The sequence below is a fragment of the Bradyrhizobium sp. 2TAF24 genome, from assembly GCF_052115025.1.
Classification (GTDB): domain Bacteria; phylum Pseudomonadota; class Alphaproteobacteria; order Rhizobiales; family Xanthobacteraceae; genus Bradyrhizobium_A.
On sequence record NZ_JBFRFW010000035.1, the window covers coordinates 20,339 to 39,087 of the forward strand.

The window sequence follows — 18,749 nt, forward strand, 5'->3', positions numbered from 1 at the left end:
TTTTTGCGTGGGAGGGCGCCGCGGGCAGCTTCCGCTCTGCCGCGCCAGCGATTATCTATCGCGGCATGCCGACCCTGATTGCTGGCGTCATCGCCGTTGTCGTCCTGTATTCGCTGCTGCAGATGTTCCGGGCCGCCAGCCCGGCCATCATGGCGCGCGCGATCAAGATCGCGGGGGGCGTCGTGTGCCTGGCGGTCGCCGCCTTCACCGGTCTACGCGGCGAGATCGCGGTGGCGCTGCCGATCGGGCTGTTCGGTGCCGGATTGCTCGGCTGGTCGCCGGCCTCATCGGTGATCGGCAACTGGGGCGGGTTCGCCAATTGGGGGGCGCGGGCGAAATCCAGCGGCCAGACCTCGACGGTTCGCTCCGCCTTCCTCGACATGACGCTCGATCACGATACCGGTTCGCTCAGCGGCAGCATCGTGGCGGGGACTCATGCCGGGCGTGCGCTCGATGAGTTCGATCTGCCGCAGCTCGCGGCGCTGATGACAACGTTCGATCCGGAGAGCTGCGCGCTACTTGAAGGCTATCTTGACCGCCGCTTTCCCCGCTGGCGTCAGAACTCGCAGGGCGCAGGGGCAGGGGGGCAGCGCAGCCAGCCGCCGGGCAGCAAAATGACGGCGGAGGAGGCCTATCAGATCCTTGGCCTGCAGCCGGGGGCGGGGCGTGATGACATCAGCCGGGCTCACCGCTCGCTGATGAAGAAACTGCATCCCGACCAGGGGGGGTCGACGTATCTCGCGGCCCGTGTCAACGAGGCCAAGGAGACCCTGCTTCGCACTCATCACAGCTAACTCCAGTACGCAACACGACGCGACACACTGCGAGCAGCTGCTTGTCTCTCTGATCGATGCCTGTTGAGGCGCGCTTGCGCGCCGTTTGTCAGGATGCGCCTTGGCAACGCATCCGGCCGCCGTCGCCAGCGGTTCTGCCTGTTATGGTTTATTTTTACCGATCAAAGATTGACGAGAGGTTTCCCGCTCGCGCCGGTCATGCCGTAACGCTTGGCGCCAAAAGCAAAATGCCCGGCCGAGGGGCCGGGCATGGGCAGCGGTTGATGCGTGATCGCGATCAGTTGCGGATGGCGATGCAGGAGATCTCGTTGCGCTTGAGGGTGCGGCAGACGGCTTCAGCGCTGTCCTTGTCGAGGCCGGCGAAGCGGGCGCGATAGAAGCTCTTGCCGCCCTTGGACACTTCCTCCGTGAACGGGTCGGCCTTGCCGAGCTGGGTGGCGGCGCTGCGTGCGGCGTCGAGCCGTTGCTTGGCCTCGTTCTGGCTCTGCAGTGCGCCGACCTGGATGATCCAGCCGGAGCGGGCCTTGCTGCTGCCGGCCGGCTGCGCCGGGGCGGCGGCCGCGGTCACCTGGGGAGCGGCAGTCTGGGGCGCGGCGGCCCGGGCAGCGGGATCGGCATAGGCCATCGTCTGGGAGTGCTGCTGCAGCGCCGAGGCGGGCAAGGTGCCGAGGATGCCCTGGCCGGTGCCGTATCGCGGATTCTGCTGCGGCAGCTCGGCGGCCTTGGCAACGACGGAGCTCGAGGTTTCGGCGACGTCGGCGCGGGTGGGCGGGATCGAGGCGGTGGCGGCGGGAGCCGGAACCTGGGCCGGGGCGGCGGATGCGACGTGGGTCTGGCCGGCCTTGATCTGCACCGTCCTGACCCGCACCGGAGTCATCGGTTCGGCCGACCCCGGAACGATCGGGAGCGGCTGGGCGATCACGCCGGATGTCAGCGGCGCCGGTGTCGGCTTGGTTGGGGCGGGGGCCGGCTGGGCGGCGGTGACCTTGTTGGGGGCCGGCACCGGCATCGGCGCGCGGGCGGGTTCATCGTCCGAGGTGGCGGTCTGGATCGCGCCCTGGACCTGAACCGGCGGAATGGCGGAGGGGACCGCGGCGGCGCGCCCCGGCTTGCTCTCCGCGGTGTCGGCCGCGTTGTCAGCGTCGGCGCTGGCGACCTTGTAGTCGGCCGGATTGCGCTCGCTGACGGCGGCGACGGTCCGCCTGGTCGCGCCGCGCTCGAGATTTTCGGCCAGCAGGTTGCGCATGATGGCGTCGCGCGAGCCACCGGAGCGACCGCCCAGCACCACGCCGACGAGGTGGCGGTTGCCGCGGCGCATCGAGGTCACGAGGTTGAAGCCGGAGGCGCGGGTGTAGCCGGTCTTGATGCCGTCGACGCCCTCGACGCGGCCGAGCAGGTGGTTGTGGTTGCGGATGACACTGCCGCGGTAATGGAAGTCGTTGGTGGCGAAGAAGCGATAGTAGCGCGGGAAGCGGTCCTGGATGGCGCGGCCGAGAGTCGCCTGGTCGCGCGCGGTGGTGATCTGGTCGTCGTCCGGCAGGCCTGAGGCATTTTTATAGGTGGTGCGGCTCATGCCGAGCGCACGCGCCTTGCGGGTCATCAGGGTTGCGAAGTCGTCCTCGTCACCGCCGATCGCCTCGGCGATCACCACGGCGGCGTCGTTGGCGGAGCGGGTGACGAGGCCCTTGATGGCGTCCTCGACGCGGATGCTCTGGCCGGGGCGCAGGCCGAGCTTGGTCGGCGCCTGCGAGGCGGCGTGCGCGGACACGTCCATCTCGCTGTCGAGATTCATCTTGCCGCTCTCGAGCTTCTCGAACAGCAGGTAGAGCGTCATGATTTTGGTCAGCGACGCCGGGTGGCGCGGGCTGTCGGGATTGTTCGCCTGCAGCGTGGCGCCCGAATTGCCGTCGACGATGATGGACGAGAAGGGCGGCGAGTAGCTCGACGCCACCCGCGCCACATGGCGGCCGCGGTGGTGGCTGTGATGATGGCGGCGCCGGGCATCGGCGGTGTCGGCGGTGAAGACAACGGCCGCACTGATGGTTGCGAGCCCGAAAATGCAAAGACGTAGCGTCCGTCCGGACGCCGAGGTTGCACCGATCATAGACTACCCCGTCCGATATTCAGCGATCGCGCATCCGGAAAACCCGCTTCTTTTCCGGATCCGCTCCCCACTTTTCCTCGCGTGCCCCCGCACGCGAACTGGACGTCAGTTCGCTCGAGGCCACTGTGATCACCGGCTCGTGAGGCAAAATTGTGCCCGCAGACCGGCATTACCTGACTGCGGCGCTTCGGCAGAACTCTCGGGAAATGGCGGCTGTGGCGGCCATTCTGGCTAAGAGACTGTGCCTGAACGTCTTTTCGGACTTCTTCCGCAACGTCAGCAACGCAGGGACCAAAAGTAGGAGGATGGAGTTTCCAAAGGGTTAACGAACTGTTGCAGAGATCGGCTAACTTCTGGGCCAATTCGAGATAAATCTTGTGCGGCGCACAAACTTATTGACATTGATTGTGCAGTGCAGTATAAACACCGGGTGGTCGTAGGTAGCCGGGACACCGGCAAATCCAGCAGCAGTCCGGGAGAGGATCCAAGATGGTTTTCAAGGTTGAGGACTTCCAGAACTTCGGCAAAGAGCAGTACGAAGCCGCCCTCGCTTCGGTGAATGGCGTGACCAAGGGCTATCAGGCGATCGCGACCGCCTATGCCGACTATTCGAAGAAGTCGTTCGAAGACACCAGCTCGTTCGTCGAGAAGCTGACGGGCGTGAAGTCGGTCGAGAAGGCGCTCGAGCTGCAGACCGAGTTCACCAAGTCCGCCTACGAGACCTTCGTTGCCGAGTCGAAGAAGATCGGCGAGCTCTATGCCGATCTCGCCAAGGAAGTCTACAAGCCGTTCGAAAGCTACGTCGCCAAGTTCACGCCGCCGACCGCCCACTGATCTGTCGGCCGTTTACGGAATGCGAAAAGCCCGGCGTCAGCCGGGCTTTTTTGTTGCCGCAGAGCCGGGCGGCGCGAGGCCTATTGTGCGAGACGCAGCTTGCTCAGCGAGGCGTAGATGTCCTTGAAAGCCCCGGCGATGCCGCTCGATGTGGTGGTCGGATAGAAGTTGCCCGGACTCGCACAGTCCTGCATCACGCTCGATGTCGCCGAGCCGTCGGTGTTGACCTGGATGGTGAAGATCTGGATGCCCGCATCCTTGGCGTTGGTGCACAGCAGCCGCTGCCGTGTGTCGATCGCAGCGACATTGGAACTGTAGCGGTTCTGGGTGTTGTCGCCGTCGGACAGCAGGATGATCGCGCTGATGTACTGGTAGTTCGGATCGAGCGCCGGTGCGTTCAGCGGTGACTGCTGCAGCAGCGACAGCCAGGCCCAGGCGAGGCCGATCGCCTGGTTGGTGTTGCCGGAGGGCTGCATGGCATTGATCTTCTGCTTCAGCGCGCTCCAGTTGTTGGTCAGCGGCAGCAGCTCGGTCGGGCACGCGCCATACTGCTCGGCCGGAAAAGCGGTTGCCGACGACGTCGGCTCGTCACTCCTGATGTCATAGTTCTTGTCGCGGTCGGTGACGCAGCCGGTCCAGGTGTTGTGGTTGTCCGCAATCCACGTGCCGCCCTGGTTCTGGCAGGCGCTCTTGCTGGCGGCGCGGTTGTAATACTTGCAGGTGCCGTTGTTCTCGTCCCAGGTGTCCGTGGCGCCGTTCCATTTCAGCCAGCTCTTGTTGACGTTGTTGACGCCGACATTGACGTCCTTGGCGAACGGCACGATGGAAATATAGACGTCGCCGTCGGTCTTGTTGGAGGCCGAGAACTGGTCGATCAGCGCCGTTGCCGCCGACTTCAGCGCGTTCATCTTGTTGGCGCTCTGCATCGAGCCGGTGTTGTCGAGCGCCATGGCGACGCGCAGGCGTGTGATGCCCCATTTGGCTGTCGCGCCGACGCTGAAGTCGAGTTTGGGGACGCCTGCGAGCTTCATGAAATCGGTGGGCAGCGTGCCGGATGCGGTCAGCGCCACGTTCGAGCCGCCGCCTGAGGCCTGTGCGGTGTAGGACGCGCTGAAGCCGACGTTGGGCGCGTCGGCGCGCGTATACAGCGCGTTGAAATAGGTCTTCGCCCTTGCGGTGAGCTCGGTCGCGGTGAGGTTTGCTGCGTCCTTTGACAGCATCAGTGCCGTGGCGTCGAGCGCGGCCTGCATCGCGCTCCGGGCATGGTTGGCGCGTGAATAGTCGATCGCGGCGCCGACCAATCCCAGCAGCGGAATGATCAGGATCGCGAAAGTGATTGCGACATTGCCGTTGCGGTCGCGAAGGAACGGTTTCGCGGTTATTGCGAGACGGGATGATAACGAGGCCAAGACACCTGAACCCTTTTTAGGGACGAAAGGTGTGGTCTCGCGGTGAATGATGGGTAAAAAGATGCCTGAAAACCCCGGTAGTGCGACGTAGTGTCCTCCCGCGGAGAGCGCACCTTGACGCCCGGTGAATGCGGCGCGGCGATTTTGTACTGTTCGCGCCAGCTTTGGTTAACCGAATGGAGCATGCCGGTCTCACGCCGGCGGCCATGCGGTGCCCCGCTGGCGCGTCCTTGCGGCACGGCGGCCGTCAACCCATATCGGTAATAATTCGGACGGGGGGCGGCGCCGCAGTTGACGGGGGGCGCCAATCTCGCAACCCTGAGGGTCATGACCTTTCCGAGTCCGCCGCGGGCGGCTTTTCCACTATTTTGAGCGGAAAAGTTGCCTAAGCTGTTCTGGGTGGAGCATTTTTGGTTGCGAACCGAGGTGCGGTTCAGCTGAAGATGAGCCGGCCGGGCGGCGGACCCGAAAACGGCCAGTGGCGGCCGGGCTCGGGGCTCGCGGGCCGCCGATGTGGCGTGGCCTGCGAACGGTGCGCCCTCCGGCGGGCCTCAGGGTCCGGTCAGCACAGCCCGGTCAGTCGTGTCCGGTGACACAGGGGACTTTCAGCAAGCGTCAAGCCATGTTGCATTCATCTGAACATTCTGGAACCCGCGCGGCCGTCCCGGTTGCGCCCGCCGTCCGCATGAGCGGCGACGAGGGCCGCAACACCGGTCCCAACGTCCCCGGCATTTCGGTCATCACCAAGGTCAAGCCACGGGCGAAACGTCCGAGTCTCTATCGCGTTCTGCTGCTCAACGACGACTACACGCCGATGGAGTTCGTGGTGGAGGTTTTAGAACGGTTCTTCAACAAGGATATCGAAGCCGCGACCACGATCATGCTGCATGTTCACCATCACGGCATCGGTGAGTGCGGTGTGTTCACCTACGAGATTGCCGAGACCAAAGTGACACAGGTGATGGATTTTGCGCGCAAGCACCAACATCCTTTGCAATGCGTGATGGAAAAGAAGTAGCATGACGAGGCGGGCCCAGGTTCCGGCAGGGGTGACGCAGGGTTGAAACCGGCGGAAACAATAACAAGTTAAGCTTACGGCTGTGGGGGCCACAGAGGACGCGAATGCCGACTTTTTCTCAGAGTCTTGAACAATCCCTGCATCGTGCGCTGGCGATTGCGAACGAGCGTCATCATCAATATGCCACGCTCGAACACCTGCTGCTGTCGCTGATCGACGATTCCGATGCGGCAGCCGTGATGCGTGCGTGCAACGTCGACCTCGACAAGCTGCGCAGCAGCCTCGTCAATTACCTCGAAACCGAATTCGAGAACCTCGTCACCGAGGGTGGCGACGACGCCAAGCCGACCGCCGGCTTCCAGCGCGTGATCCAGCGCGCGGTCATCCATGTGCAGTCGTCGGGCCGCGAGGAGGTGACCGGCGCCAACGTGCTGATCGCGATCTTCGCGGAGCGCGAGAGCCATGCCGCGTATTTCCTGCAGGAGCAGGATATGACGCGTTATGACGCGGTCAACTACATCAGCCACGGCATCGCCAAGCGTCCCGGCGTGTCGGAATCGCGCCCCGCGCGCGGCGTCGACGAGGAGACCGAGCACAAGAACGAAGGTGACGGCAAGAAGAAGGGCGACGCGCTCGAGACCTACTGCGTCAACCTCAACAAGAAGGCGCGTGAAGGCAAGATCGACCCGGTGATCGGGCGCAACGCCGAGATCAACCGCGCCGTCCAGGTGCTGTGCCGCCGCCAGAAGAACAACCCGCTGTTCGTCGGTGAAGCCGGCGTCGGCAAGACCGCGATTGCCGAGGGCCTCGCCAAGCGCATCGTTGACAACGACGTGCCGGAGGTCCTGAGCGCTGCCACCGTGTTCTCGCTGGACATGGGGACGCTGCTCGCCGGTACGCGCTACCGCGGCGATTTCGAGGAGCGGCTGAAGCAGGTCATCAAGGAGCTGGAGGCGCATCCCAACGCCATCCTGTTCATCGACGAGATCCACACCGTGATCGGCGCCGGCGCCACCTCCGGCGGCGCGATGGACGCGTCCAACCTGCTCAAGCCGGCGCTGGCGTCGGGCTCGATCCGCTGCATGGGCTCGACCACCTACAAGGAGTACCGCCAGCACTTCGAGAAGGATCGCGCGCTGGTGCGCCGCTTCCAGAAGATCGACGTCAACGAGCCGTCGGTCGAGGACGCCATCGGCATCCTCAAGGGCCTCAAGCCGTACTTCGAGGACTATCACAAGCTCAAGTACACCACGGAAGCCATTGAGGCGGCGGTCAACCTGTCGGCGCGCTACATCCACGACCGCAAGCTGCCGGACAAGGCGATCGACGTGATCGACGAGTCGGGCGCGGCGCAGATGCTGGTGCCGGAGAACAAGCGCAAGAAGACCATCGGCCTGAAGGAGATCGAGACCACGATCGCCACCATGGCGCGCATCCCGCCCAAGAGCGTGTCCAAGGACGACGCCGAGGTGCTCAAGCATCTCGAGCAGACGCTCAAGCGCGTGGTGTTCGGCCAGGACAAGGCGATCGAGGCGCTGACCGCGTCGATCAAGCTGGCGCGCGCCGGCCTGCGCGAACCGGAGAAGCCGATCGGCTCCTACCTGTTCTCAGGCCCGACCGGCGTCGGCAAGACCGAAGTCGCCAAGCAACTGGCGGCCTCGCTCGGCGTCGAGCTGCTGCGCTTCGACATGTCCGAGTACATGGAGCGGCACACGGTGTCGCGCCTGATCGGCGCGCCTCCCGGCTATGTCGGCTTCGACCAGGGCGGCCTCCTGACCGACGGCGTCGACCAGCATCCGCACTGCGTGGTGCTGCTCGACGAAATCGAGAAGGCGCATCCGGATCTCTACAACGTGCTGCTGCAGATCATGGATCACGGCCGGCTCACCGATCACAACGGCAAGCAGGTCAACTTCCGCAACGTCATCCTGATCATGACGACGAACGCGGGCGCCGCGGATCTGGCGCGCCAGGCGTTCGGCTTCACCCGCAGCAAGCGGGAAGGCGATGACCAGGAGGCGATCAACCGCCAGTTCGCGCCGGAGTTCCGCAACCGGCTCGATGCCATCGTGTCGTTCGGCCATCTCAGCGCCGACGTCATCGGCATGGTGGTGGAGAAGTTCGTGCTGCAGCTCGAGGCCCAGCTCGCCGACCGCGATGTCACCATCGAGCTGTCGGATGCCGCCAAGGCCTGGCTGATCCAGCACGGCTACGACGAGCAGATGGGCGCGCGGCCGATGGCCCGCGTGATCCAGGAGCACATCAAGAAGCCGCTGGCCGACGAGGTGCTGTTCGGCCAGCTCAAGGGCGGAGGCCATGTCCGCGTCGTTCTGGTCAAGGACGACAAGGGCGAGGACAAGATCGGCTTCGAGTTCGTCGAAGAAGGTCCGGTCACGCCGAAGCCCGAGAAGCTGCCGGGCGCGCGCAAGCGCAGCGCGTCGGCGCGCAAGCCGAAGGGCGACGACGAGGGCCCGAAGGGCTCCAGCAAGCCGCCGCTGGTCAAGGCCTGAGGCCGCTGATTGCGATTGAAGGACACAACGGCCGGATCTCTGATCCGGCCGTTGTTTTTTGGCGATGTCGTTTTTGGCGAAGTCGCTTTGGCGAAGTCGATGGTGTCAGCTGCCCGACCGGCTGGCCCGCCAGGCGCGGGGCGACAGGCCATAGTGCTCGCGGAAGGCGCGGCCGAAATGCGAGAGGTCATTGAAGCCCCACGCGAATGCGATCTCGCCGATCTGCCGGTGGACCTGGGCGGGCGAGGCGAGGGCGCGATGGCACTGCTCGAGGCGCTGGGCGAGTACATGACGCTGGAACGAGGTCTGCTCGTCGGCGAGCAGGTTGTTGACATAGCGCGACGAGATGCCGAGCGCCGCGGCGGTGTCCGCGACCGATAGCTCCGGATCGGCGAGATGGGCGCGGATGTGGGCCTTCAGCCGATGCAGCAGTGCGGCGCGATGGCTGGAGGGCGACACCGGCCGGTGCGCCAGCCGGTCGCCGATCGCCATGGCGACGAGGTCGAGCGCCTGCTCGGACAGCCGCGTGCCGGTGTCGGCGTCGACCTGATCGACCAGGCCGGAGATCGATGTCAGGAAATCCAGGGCAAGGCGGTCGAGCGGTCGCAGGCGGTCGAAGCCGACGGCGGTGAGTGTTTCGGTGCCGGCGACCCGCCCCTGCAGCTCGGCGCGGGGGATCTGAAAGATAGTCTGGTGGAAGTCGGCGTCGAACAGCAGCTCGTAGGGGCGCGTCGTGTCGTAGAACGCGAACGCGCCGGGATGGATCACCACCTCGCGGCCGTCCTGCACCACGCCGCCGACGCCCTCGCGTCCGAGCGCGATCAGGATGTAGTCCTCCCGCGCGCGCGCGATCCGTGACGGTGTGCGGTAGACGCGCTGGGCGGAGGATGTCACCTCCGTGCAGGACATCTGCCCCAGCATCGAGCTGCTCAGCGTGCCGTGAAGATCGTCGCCGAGCTCGGAACGGCAGTCGAGCTGCACAAAGGTGTCGCAGACGATGTCCTGCCAGAAAGCCAGCTTGCGGTGGGCCGGGGCATGGGCGGTGCTGAGCTCGATCGGCATGAGCCTGACGTCCTCTGGCGCAGCTGTCCTTTTGCAGGCGGGTGAATTCGGCTCCCCCGAGGGGATCGGGATGCGTGAAGGCTAGGGCGGAAATGTCGTCGCCGCAACATCGCATGGGGCCGTGTCGGCCGGCGTGCAGCCGCAGTCGAGTTTTTCTTCCGTCCTGGACGAGCGGCGGGCGCCCGGCGGTTGCACAGTCCCCGGTCAGTGCCGAAGCAACGGCATGCGGGCTCCGCTGGAGCCGCCAACAAGGGGGGACGCCACATGGGACTGCAGCATCAGAAATACCGGGTCGCCGCGGTGCAGGCCGCGCCGGTGTGGCTCGACCTCGACGGCACTGTCGACAAGGTCATCGCGCTGATCGAGGAGGCGGCCGGCAACGGCGCCAGGCTCATCGCGTTCCCCGAGGTTTTTATTCCCGGCTACCCCTGGCACATCTGGCTGGACTCGCCGGCCTGGGCGATCGGCCGCGGTTTCGTGCAGCGCACTTTCGACAACTCGCTGAGCTACGACAGCCCGCAGGCGGACCGTATTCGGGCTGCCGTGCGGCGCGCCGGCCTCACCGCCGTGCTCGGCGTGTCCGAGCGCGATGGAGGCAGCCTCTACATCGCGCAGTGGCTGCTGGGTCCGGACGGCGAGACCATCGCCAAGCGCCGCAAGCTGCGCCCGACCCATGCCGAGCGCACCGTCTACGGCGAGGGCGACGGCAGCGATCTCGCGGTGCATGACCGTCCCGACATCGGCCGGCTCGGGGCGCTGTGCTGCTGGGAGCATCTCCAGCCGCTGTCGAAATACGCCATGTATGCCCAGAACGAGCAGGTTCATGTCGCGTCGTGGCCGAGCTTCTCGCTGTACGATCCGTTCGCGCCGGCGCTCGGCTGGGAGGTCAACAACGCCGCGTCGCGCGTCTATGCGGTCGAGGGCTCGTGCTTCGTGCTGGCGCCGTGCGCCACCGTGTCCCAGGCGATGATCGAGGAGCTGTGCGATCGTCCTGACAAGCACGCGCTGCTGCATGCCGGCGGCGGCCACGCCACGATTTTCGGGCCCGACGGCAGTTTGCTCGCCGACAAGCTGCCGCCGGACCAGGAGGGGCTGCTATACGCCGACATCGATCTCGGTGCCATCGGGGTTGCCAAGAACGCCGCCGATCCGGCCGGCCACTATTCGCGCCCCGACGTCACGCGGCTGTTGTTCAACAACAAGCCGGCGCGGCGTGTCGAGCATTTCGCGCTGCCGGTGGACAGCGAGCCGGCGACACAAGCCGAGCCGGCCACCTGATCGGCGAGAGCGGAGGGCGCCATGGAATCGGCCATTCCCATGCATCTGCGCACCGAGCGGACACGGCAGCGCCGCGTGCCCGACGGCTACGCGCCGCCCTATCCGTCGTTCGTGGCGCGGCATCGCACCGACGTGGCGGGGGTGGTGATGGCCTATTTCGGCGTGCAGTATCGCGGCACGTCATCGCCGCTCGCAGATGAAGCGCTCGCCGAGATCGCGGTGCTGTTCGTGGCCACGGATGGCCCATCCCACTGGGACCGGGCCTGGCATGTCGATCAGGCTGGCTTTACCAACGTGCTGTCGGTGGCGTACTGGGACGACATCGCTGCTTTCGACCGCTGGTTCGCGCCCGCGCGCGACGCCTGGACCGGCGATCCGCATGCCGGCGCCGGCGTTGGCTTCTTCATTGAGGTCATCCGTCCGGCGGTCGAAAGCTATGAGACGCTGTTCTCCTCGCCGGACCGTGCCGAGGGGGTCGCCGTGCTCGCCGCCGGCATGAGCGGCGAGGTCCAGGAGCACGCCTATTGGGGTGGCATGCGCGACCGCATTGCGCTGTCGCAGACCAGTGATCTCGCGCCGCACGGGCAGGCGCAGCTCATCGTCGACGGGCCGCGCCGGCGCGTCATCGTGCACGACAATCTGTGCCTGATCCGCTCCGGGCAAGACTGGAGCGACACCGATACCGCCGAGCGCGCGATGTATCTCGACGATGTCGAGCCAGTGCTGCGCGCCGGCATGGATTTCCTGCGCGACGAGGGCCGGCCGATCGGCTGCTATGCCAACCGCTACGCTGCCGTCACCGCCGCCGACGGCAGTGCCACCGAAAAATCCTACGGCATGAGCTGGTGGACAAGCCTTGCGGCGCTGGAGCGCTGGGCGGAATCGCACCCGACCCATGTGCGGATTTTCGGCGCGGCGATGAAATACCTGTCGTCGCTCGGACCGAGCGCGAAGCTGCGGCTCTACCACGAGGTCTCGCTCGCCCGCGCCGACGAGCAGTTCTTCGAATACCTCGGCTGTCACCCACAGAGCGGTCTGCTCAACGCCGTCGATGGCGCAAAGGATCCGGCAGCCTGACGTCGGTGGTCAGGGCCGCAGCCGGCCACCGGACTTCGCAAGGGCCTCAGCCAGTTCGACGGCCGGGCCGCGCGTTGTCAAGCGCGCCGTCTGCACGACGAACTCGACAAAGCCGAGCGGTGGCAGCCACGGTGTCGGCATCTCGACGAGATCGTCGGGGATCAGGCTCTGGGCCTGCGCGGTGATGCCGAGGCCCGCCAGGGTCGCGGCGCGCAGCCCGCTCAAGGAGCCGCTCGAGCATACGATGCGCCAGGGCCGTCCGACGCGCGCCATGGCTTCGAGGACGAGGCTGCGGCTGACGGCGGGCGGCGCATAGAGGACCAGGGGCAGGGGTTGCTCCGGATCGAGCCGCATGCCGGGCACGCCGCACCACACCAGACGATCGCGCCACACCAGCTGGCCATGCTCGTCGCCGGCGCGCCGTTTGCCGAGCACGAGGTCGAGTTCGCCGGCGTCGAGCTGCTGGTAGAGCACGGCGCTCAGGCCCACGGTCAGTTCGAGGTCGACCTGGGGATGCCGGCGCATGAAGTCGCGCAGCAGGTCGGGCAGCCGCGAACTGGCAAAATCCTCGGCGGCGCCGAAGCGGATCCGGCCGCGGACCTGGGAGCCGGTGAAGTAGTCGCGGGCACGGGCGTTGGCGTCGAGGATGGGGCGGGCGAAGCTCACCATCGCCTCGCCATCGGCGGTCAATTCCACCGAATGGGTGTCGCGGACGAACAGCCGCCGGCCGGCCTCGGCCTCCAGCTTGCGGACGTGCTGGCTCACCGTCGACTGGTTCAGGCCGAGGCGGCGGGCGGCCTCGCTGAAGTTCCGTGTCTGCGCCACGGTCAGGAAGGTTTCGAGCTGCACAGGATCCAGCATTGGCGCGGCCCGCTTATTGCAATTTGTAATTACAATAACATCAGCTAGGCTGGTTTACAATTGTGCGCTGCACAGTCATGGTCGCCGTACTGGATAAGGATTCACACCATGGCTCTGCGCTCGTTCAACCCCCTCGCACTGGTCGATCCCTACATTGCCGCCATCGTCGGCATGGTGGGCCTCGCGACGGTGCTGCCGCTGCATGGGGAGGGCGCCGTCGCCGGCCGGTACGTGACCGACGCGGCCATTGCCTTGCTGTTCTTTCTGCACGGCGCCCGCCTGTCGACCGCCGAGGCGTTGGTCGGGGCGCGGCACTGGCGGCTGCATCTCGTGATCTTCCTGGCTACCTTCGTGCTGTTCCCGCTTCTCGGTCTCGCCGGCCGGGCGCTGGCGCCGAACCTGCTGTCGCCAGCGTTGTGGAGCGGCGTCATCCTGATCTGCATCCTGCCCTCGACCGTGCAGTCGTCGGTCGCGTTCACCTCGATCGCACGCGGCAACGTGCCGGCGGCGCTGTGCTCGGCGACGGCCTCCAACCTGTTCGGCATCATCGCGACGCCGCTGCTGGCGGGCCTGCTGCTGAGCGCCCGCGGCGGGTTCTCCGGCACGGCCGTGATCGACATCGTGGTGCAGCTGCTGCTGCCGTTCGTCGCTGGCCAGCTGTCGCGGCCGCTGATCGGCGGCTGGGTGGCGAGGCACAAGGCGCTCGTCGGCCTCGTCGATCGCGGCTCGATCCTGCTGGTGGTCTACACCGCCTTCAGCGACGGCGTCAGCCATGGCATCTGGCATCAGCTCGACCTGGGCCAGCTTGCGGCGGTGCTCGCCGTCGACGCCGTGCTGCTGGCGCTGGTGCTCGCCGTGACCCATTTCGGCAGCCGGCTGCTCGGCTTCTCCCGCGAGGACCGCATCGCGATCATGTTCTGCGGCTCGAAGAAGAGCCTGGCGAGCGGACTGCCGATGGCGACTGTGCTGCTCGCCGGCCAGTCGGTGGGTCTGATTGTGCTGCCCCTGATGCTGTTCCACCAGATCCAGCTCATGGTCTGCGCGGCCCTCGCGCGGCGCTTTGCCGTCCGCGCGGACGAGGCGTCGCCCGAAGTCGACGCGTCCTCGTCACTCGCCGGCGCGCATTGAGCTAGGCCGCGCTGTCGCGCACCTGCTTCGCGATGACCTTCTGGGCCTCGAACTCGCGGCGCCGCCGCTCCAGCTCCTCGGGGCTCATGCGCGCGACGTTGTTGTAGTCGAGCTTCCACGATGCATCCGCGCTCCAGCGCAGCGGGGATTGCATCGTGGTGCGCGGGCCCGGCGCGGCTTCCAGCAGCTTCAATGCAAGCTCGAGCGTCAGCGCCTGCGAGGCGCTGTCGTGCGGGCGTCCGGCCGAGTTGCCGAGCGGGAAGTCGCTGAACAGAAAGCGCGGCACGCCGGCATGCTCGACGATGTCCTTGGCGCAGCCCATCAGCACGGTCGAGATGCCGTTGGCTTCGAGATGGCGCGCGATCAGGCTGACGCTCTGGTGACAGACCGGGCAATTCGGCACCAGCACGACGGCGTCGACGCCGTCGGCTCGCGCACGCGCGAGGATGTCCGGCGCGTCGGTCTCGATGGTTACGCGGTGGCTGCGATTGGTCGGCGCGCCGAAGAAGCGCGGACCGACCGCCGCGATGCGGCCTTTCGCCGCCAGCCGCCGCAGCTGCGGCAGCGGAAACCAAGTGTTGCTGTCGTCGGCTGTGGTATGCACGCGGTCGTAGGCGATGTGGGAGATGCGCAGGTCGTGATCCCTTGCGGCGTCGCCGTCATAGACCTGATAGAACTTCGCCGCTGAATTGTAGGCGGCGCCCGGGCCCTGGTCGCCCTTTGCCGGATCGAACGGCGATGCGGTGGTGACAATGGCGACACGCGCCTGTGCCAGAGGTTTGCGCAACGGCTGGAACGGGACATCGTCGTGGTGCGCCCAGCGATAGGGAGCGTCGTACCCGATCGCCCGGTAATAGTCGCGCGTCCGCTGCATGTAGCGGATCGGCTCCTCGAGGTCGGGTTCAAAAGCAAAGCGCGGGTCGGCGGGCGAGGTCATCACGAAGAATCCACACAGCGACGGTCACATGACTATAACGGCTGTGGCCTGTCCTGCCAGTATCGACGCCGGGCAGGTCGCGCTTCACGAGCCGGTGAGGTGGCTGGCGCGACCGCGGCGGCATCCTCATAATCGCGCCAATGCGTCGACACAGGCTGCGACCCCATGCGCGCAACAGACGTCCCTGGGGCGCTCCGCGTCCTGTGCCTTGCGGCCCTGGTGCTCGGGCTGATGGACGTGGTTGGGGCGGAAGAGGCGGCGCCGCCGCTCGCAGGGGCCCCTGACATCGCGGGGGCAGCCGTTCCCGGTCCGCCGTCACGGCCGCAGACCGCTCCCTCGAGCAATCCATCCGAAGCGGCTCAAGGCTCGGCGGGGACCGATCCCCAGAGCGACGCCAACACCCGCGAAGCGATGTGCCTGATGATCGAGTCGGCGGCGAGGACGCACGACCTGCCGCTCATCTTTTTCGCCCGCGTGATCTGGCAGGAGAGCCGCTTCCAGGCGGATGCGATCGGCCCGGTGACGCGCAGCGGTCAGCGCGCGCAGGGCATCGCCCAGTTCATGCCCGGCACGGCGAGCGAGCGCCGGCTGCTCGATCCGTTCGACCCGGTGCAGGCGCTGCCGAAGTCCGCCGAATTCCTCGCCGAGCTGCGTGGCCAGTTCGGCAATCTCGGCCTTGCCGCTGCGGCCTACAATGCGGGGCCGCGCCGGGTGCAGGACTGGCTCGCGGGCAGTGGAACGATGCCGGCGGAGACGCGGCGCTATGTGATGGCGATCACGGGCCTGTCGGTCGAGGAGTGGCGGGATGCCGGCGCGAGGGTGACGCCGTCGGAACCCACGCCGGGCTGCCGCGAGCTGATGGTGCTGCTCAAGCAGGCGCCCAATCCGTTCGTCGCCGGCCTCGAGCAGCGCGTGAAGCTTGGCGCGGCGCAGCCATGGGGTGTGCAGCTTGCGGCGGGATTTTCGCGGGACCGGGCGCTGGCGATGTATGCGCGCGCCATGCAGCGGCTCGGCGCGGTGATCGGCGATCACGACGCCAATCTGCTCGGCTTGCTGTGGCGCAGCCGCGGGACGCGCACCTTCTATCAGGTGCGTGTCGGGATCGACACGCGCACTGCCGCGGATGATTTGTGTCGTCGCATCCGCCGTGCCGGTCAGGCTTGTCTGGTGTTGCGCAATCCCATCAGTCGCGGCTAGCCGTTAAAGTCATGCGAATGTCAGAACCGCGACACCAGGCTCAGGGCAGTCCCTGTTTCTTCAGCGCCGTGGCCAGTGCCTCGAACTTGTCGACCACGGCGAGGCGCGCCTCATAGATCGTGCCGAGCGCGAGCAGGCTGACGAGTGATGATGCCAGCAGATAGTTGAAGCCGCCACCGGCGGTCTCGTCGATGAGAAAACGGCGCAGCAGTGTCATGGCCGTGCGCCGGGATTTGCGGCGCGTGCACGGGCGCGATCGAACGGGATGATCGACGCCGTCGGCTCGGTGAATTCGAGTCCGGCCGCGCCTTCGCTGCGCCAGGCGACGCGCGCGGCGAATTCCCGGCCCTTGCGGGCGATCACGAGTTGCAGGTGATCGGGGAGAAGGGCGTTGTGCTTGATCTCGATCCGTGCGCCGTTCGCGGAGAAGTCGCGAACGACGCAGCTCATGGTTGAACAGCGGTTGTTGAAGATCAACACCCCGCCATAGATCACGCGTCCGCGCGCGGCTCTGCGTTGCTCTGACATGTCATTCCCGGCATTAACACTTTGCTAACGCTGGCGAAGCTAACGCAGACCACAACCGCAGGTGAAGTGCGGCAAGTTGTCAAGGTCTTGTTAACCTGAATAGGCCCGCCTTTTCGGCATTGCTGTGCGCGGTGGAGAATATTTGTCTCCCGCGAGCCGTCAGGCGCAGCGCTGCGCAAAGCTTGTCCTGCCGCGATCGGTGATCGTCAGAACCAGTTGCCGTGTAGGCCGCGGTCGAGCAGCAACAGTCCGAGGGACGCCAGCAGGCCAAGGCCGGAAAAGATCGCGACCACGATCAGGGAGTCCCGTTCGCGCTCCGACAGGGCGGGCGCGCGCGGGATGTGTTTGGCGATGGCAGGACATATTTTGGTGCAGGTGATCATGACAGCCTCCCGTGCGAGAGCGTTCACGGGTTTGCCCTTGCGGTGAGGAAAGAGCGGGACCGTTGTTGCAAGGACGTCTTGAGAGTCTGTCTGGGCTGGCCCGAATTGGTTCAAGCATCGCGCTTCGCAGCGGACGTTTGGCAATGGGATGTCAAGGGGCTGCAACTGTCGATTGATGCGGACCGTGAGCTGCTCGGCCTCATCGGTGCGCGTCTGGTGTCCGCTGCGGCGGCATCATCGAGACGCGCGAGCGCGCGCAGCGTCTTCGCGACCTGGCGCAACTCGTTGCGCTCCGGTCCCGGTTTCATGCGACGCGCCCGGCGAAGCGCTTCGACCGCCCGCAGCAGGAGGTGGCATCGTTCGGTCATCGTGTTCCCTTTCGTGGAACACTCAACGACCGCGTAGCGAGATATATCCCGCCGCATGGCTCCCCTCAGTGGGGAACAATCGGTGTCGCCGGATTCGTTCCCGCGGCGACGCTGCTTTTCTTGTCCGCTCTTATGATGCGAGGCGGCGTGACAGTTCGTCGATGTCGGCGACGAACCAGGTGGATCGGCCACGATTGGCCTCGACGATGAAGTCGCGCAACGCGTTGCTCGCCGACGACCATTCGGATACGTCGCCGATCACCGCAAGACGCACGCGGTAATTGACGAATTTCTGCAGCACTGCGCCGGCGAGGCGGGTGCTCAGCTGAAAGAAGGCCGCATCGAGCCGCGACACCGGGATGGCCACCATCGCCGCGTCATGCTCCCACGCTGCGCTCAGAAAGGTCTGGCTGTCGCTTTCGCTCGCGAGCTTCGGGCCGTCGGCGGCCATGATCAGCACGCGGATGCCGTGGAGGTCGCGCACGGTGTCGTGAGAGGTTTCGGTCATCGCGGGGCATTCCAAGAATCTGGGCAAGAATGTGGGATCGAGGGTTTGTGTCGACGCGTTGGCGCGGTCTTAAGGTCTCTAAAAGCGAAAAGCCCGGCTTGCGCCGGGCTTCTGCTGGTCCTGACAGATCAGGTGCCGAGGTACTGAAGATCAGTACTGATCTCAGTACTTGGCGACGACCGGGCCACCCCAGTTGAAGCGGTAGTTGATACCGGCCTTCACGGTGTGGACGTCGCGATCGTAGCTGACGGCGGTGGCCAGACCGGTGCCCGGAGCAACCAGGTTCACGCGCCGAGTTGGTCACGAAAACGTTGTTGCCTTCGCGGAAGGCGACGCCGCCCTTGGCGTACAGCAGCGCCGGGCCCCAGGTGTAGCCGAGGCGGCCAGTGACCGAGCCGAGGTTGCTGTTGCGGTCGGAAATGGTGAAGCCAGCGGGAACGAACGCCACCGACTGGGTGTTGCGCGCGGTCCAGGAGTACTGGCCTTCGATACCGACCACCCAGTTCGGAGCGAACTGGTAGTCAGCGCCGGCCTGCAGACCGCCGAGGAAGCGGCCATCGTTGTTGCCGAACGCCGAGTTGCCACCGAACGCGCCACCGACGTGACCGCCGATGTAGAAACCGGTCCAGTTGTAGATCGGAGCAGGCACATAGGCCGGCGCCTTGGTGTAGGTACGGGCCGGCAGGTCAGCCGCGAAAGCCGACGTGCCCAGCGCGATCAGCGCCACGCTGCCCAGCAGGATCTTCTTCATCA

General features: G+C 66.1%; 17 protein-coding genes and 1 pseudogene. 8 read left to right on the plus strand and 10 right to left on the minus strand.

Annotated elements, in window-relative coordinates:
- Positions 1–65: 65 nt before the first annotated feature.
- Positions 66–794, plus strand: a complete 729-nt coding sequence (locus AB4Z37_RS31525; RefSeq protein WP_441520622.1) for a DnaJ domain-containing protein — start codon at positions 66–68, stop codon at positions 792–794.
- 277 nt (positions 795–1,071) lie between these two features.
- Here AB4Z37_RS31525 and AB4Z37_RS31530 read toward each other — a convergent pair whose 3' ends face one another.
- A complete protein-coding gene (locus AB4Z37_RS31530; protein WP_441520623.1) occupies positions 1,072–2,898 on the minus strand; it encodes a D-alanyl-D-alanine carboxypeptidase in 1,827 nt (608 codons plus the stop codon).
- 489 nt (positions 2,899–3,387) lie between these two features.
- Between AB4Z37_RS31530 and AB4Z37_RS31535 the strand changes: the two genes are divergently transcribed.
- Positions 3,388–3,732, plus strand: coding sequence for a phasin family protein (locus AB4Z37_RS31535; protein ID WP_441520624.1), 345 nt, complete (start codon positions 3,388–3,390; stop codon positions 3,730–3,732).
- Between the two features lie 80 nt (positions 3,733–3,812).
- On the opposite strand, the gene AB4Z37_RS31540 is transcribed toward AB4Z37_RS31535, so the two are convergent.
- Positions 3,813–5,141 carry a vWA domain-containing protein gene (locus tag AB4Z37_RS31540; RefSeq protein ID WP_441520625.1) on the minus strand — a complete coding sequence of 443 codons (1,329 nt, stop codon included), beginning with the start codon at positions 5,139–5,141 and terminating at the stop codon, positions 3,813–3,815.
- A gap of 622 nt (positions 5,142–5,763) precedes the next feature.
- Between AB4Z37_RS31540 and clpS the strand changes: the two genes are divergently transcribed.
- Both clpS and clpA read left to right on the plus strand, forming a co-directional pair.
- Entirely contained in the window at positions 5,764–6,159 is a 396-nt protein-coding gene (gene clpS, locus AB4Z37_RS31545; RefSeq protein WP_441520626.1) for an ATP-dependent Clp protease adapter ClpS, read from the plus strand.
- A 104-nt stretch (positions 6,160–6,263) separates the two neighbouring features.
- On the plus strand, positions 6,264–8,669 hold the full coding sequence (clpA, locus tag AB4Z37_RS31550) for an ATP-dependent Clp protease ATP-binding subunit ClpA (protein WP_441520627.1): 2,406 nt from the start codon (positions 6,264–6,266) through the stop codon (positions 8,667–8,669).
- Between the two features lie 105 nt (positions 8,670–8,774).
- Here clpA and AB4Z37_RS31555 read toward each other — a convergent pair whose 3' ends face one another.
- Positions 8,775–9,731: a helix-turn-helix domain-containing protein gene (locus tag AB4Z37_RS31555; protein WP_441520628.1), complete on the minus strand. Its 957-nt coding sequence runs from the start codon at positions 9,729–9,731 to the stop codon at positions 8,775–8,777.
- 264 nt (positions 9,732–9,995) lie between these two features.
- On the opposite strand from AB4Z37_RS31555, the gene AB4Z37_RS31560 reads away from it, so the two are divergent.
- Positions 9,996–11,009: a carbon-nitrogen hydrolase family protein gene (locus AB4Z37_RS31560; protein ID WP_441520629.1), complete on the plus strand. Its 1,014-nt coding sequence runs from the start codon at positions 9,996–9,998 to the stop codon at positions 11,007–11,009.
- Between the two features lie 21 nt (positions 11,010–11,030).
- Positions 11,031–12,086 carry a phenylacetaldoxime dehydratase family protein gene (locus tag AB4Z37_RS31565; protein ID WP_441520630.1) on the plus strand — a complete coding sequence of 352 codons (1,056 nt, stop codon included), beginning with the start codon at positions 11,031–11,033 and terminating at the stop codon, positions 12,084–12,086.
- A 9-nt stretch (positions 12,087–12,095) separates the two neighbouring features.
- Here the strand turns inward: AB4Z37_RS31565 and AB4Z37_RS31570 are convergent, their stop codons facing one another.
- Positions 12,096–12,947, minus strand: a complete 852-nt coding sequence (locus AB4Z37_RS31570; protein WP_441520631.1) for a LysR family transcriptional regulator — start codon at positions 12,945–12,947, stop codon at positions 12,096–12,098.
- A 108-nt stretch (positions 12,948–13,055) separates the two neighbouring features.
- On the opposite strand from AB4Z37_RS31570, the gene AB4Z37_RS31575 reads away from it, so the two are divergent.
- Entirely contained in the window at positions 13,056–14,075 is a 1,020-nt protein-coding gene (locus AB4Z37_RS31575; protein ID WP_441520632.1) for a bile acid:sodium symporter family protein, read from the plus strand.
- A gap of 1 nt (position 14,076) precedes the next feature.
- Here the strand turns inward: AB4Z37_RS31575 and AB4Z37_RS31580 are convergent, their stop codons facing one another.
- Entirely contained in the window at positions 14,077–15,012 is a 936-nt protein-coding gene (locus AB4Z37_RS31580) for a glycine/sarcosine/betaine reductase selenoprotein B family protein (RefSeq protein ID WP_441520633.1), read from the minus strand.
- A gap of 165 nt (positions 15,013–15,177) precedes the next feature.
- Between AB4Z37_RS31580 and AB4Z37_RS31585 the strand changes: the two genes are divergently transcribed.
- A complete protein-coding gene (locus AB4Z37_RS31585) occupies positions 15,178–16,209 on the plus strand; it encodes a lytic transglycosylase domain-containing protein (protein ID WP_441520634.1) in 1,032 nt (343 codons plus the stop codon).
- 40 nt (positions 16,210–16,249) lie between these two features.
- Here AB4Z37_RS31585 and AB4Z37_RS31590 read toward each other — a convergent pair whose 3' ends face one another.
- The 5 genes and pseudogenes from AB4Z37_RS31590 to AB4Z37_RS31610 form a co-directional block, all read right to left on the minus strand.
- Positions 16,250–16,426, minus strand: coding sequence for a hypothetical protein (locus AB4Z37_RS31590; protein WP_441520635.1), 177 nt, complete (start codon positions 16,424–16,426; stop codon positions 16,250–16,252).
- Positions 16,423–16,737: a PilZ domain-containing protein gene (locus AB4Z37_RS31595; protein ID WP_441520636.1), complete on the minus strand. Its 315-nt coding sequence runs from the start codon at positions 16,735–16,737 to the stop codon at positions 16,423–16,425. Before AB4Z37_RS31595 ends, AB4Z37_RS31590 begins: the two co-directional genes overlap by 4 nt.
- Positions 16,738–16,943: 206 nt before the next feature.
- Entirely contained in the window at positions 16,944–17,120 is a 177-nt protein-coding gene (locus tag AB4Z37_RS31600) for a hypothetical protein (protein WP_441520637.1), read from the minus strand.
- Between the two features lie 498 nt (positions 17,121–17,618).
- Positions 17,619–17,996, minus strand: coding sequence for a DUF4180 domain-containing protein (locus AB4Z37_RS31605; protein ID WP_441520638.1), 378 nt, complete (start codon positions 17,994–17,996; stop codon positions 17,619–17,621).
- A 162-nt stretch (positions 17,997–18,158) separates the two neighbouring features.
- A pseudogene (locus AB4Z37_RS31610) lies at positions 18,159–18,747 on the minus strand (outer membrane protein).
- Positions 18,748–18,749 lie beyond the last annotated feature (2 nt).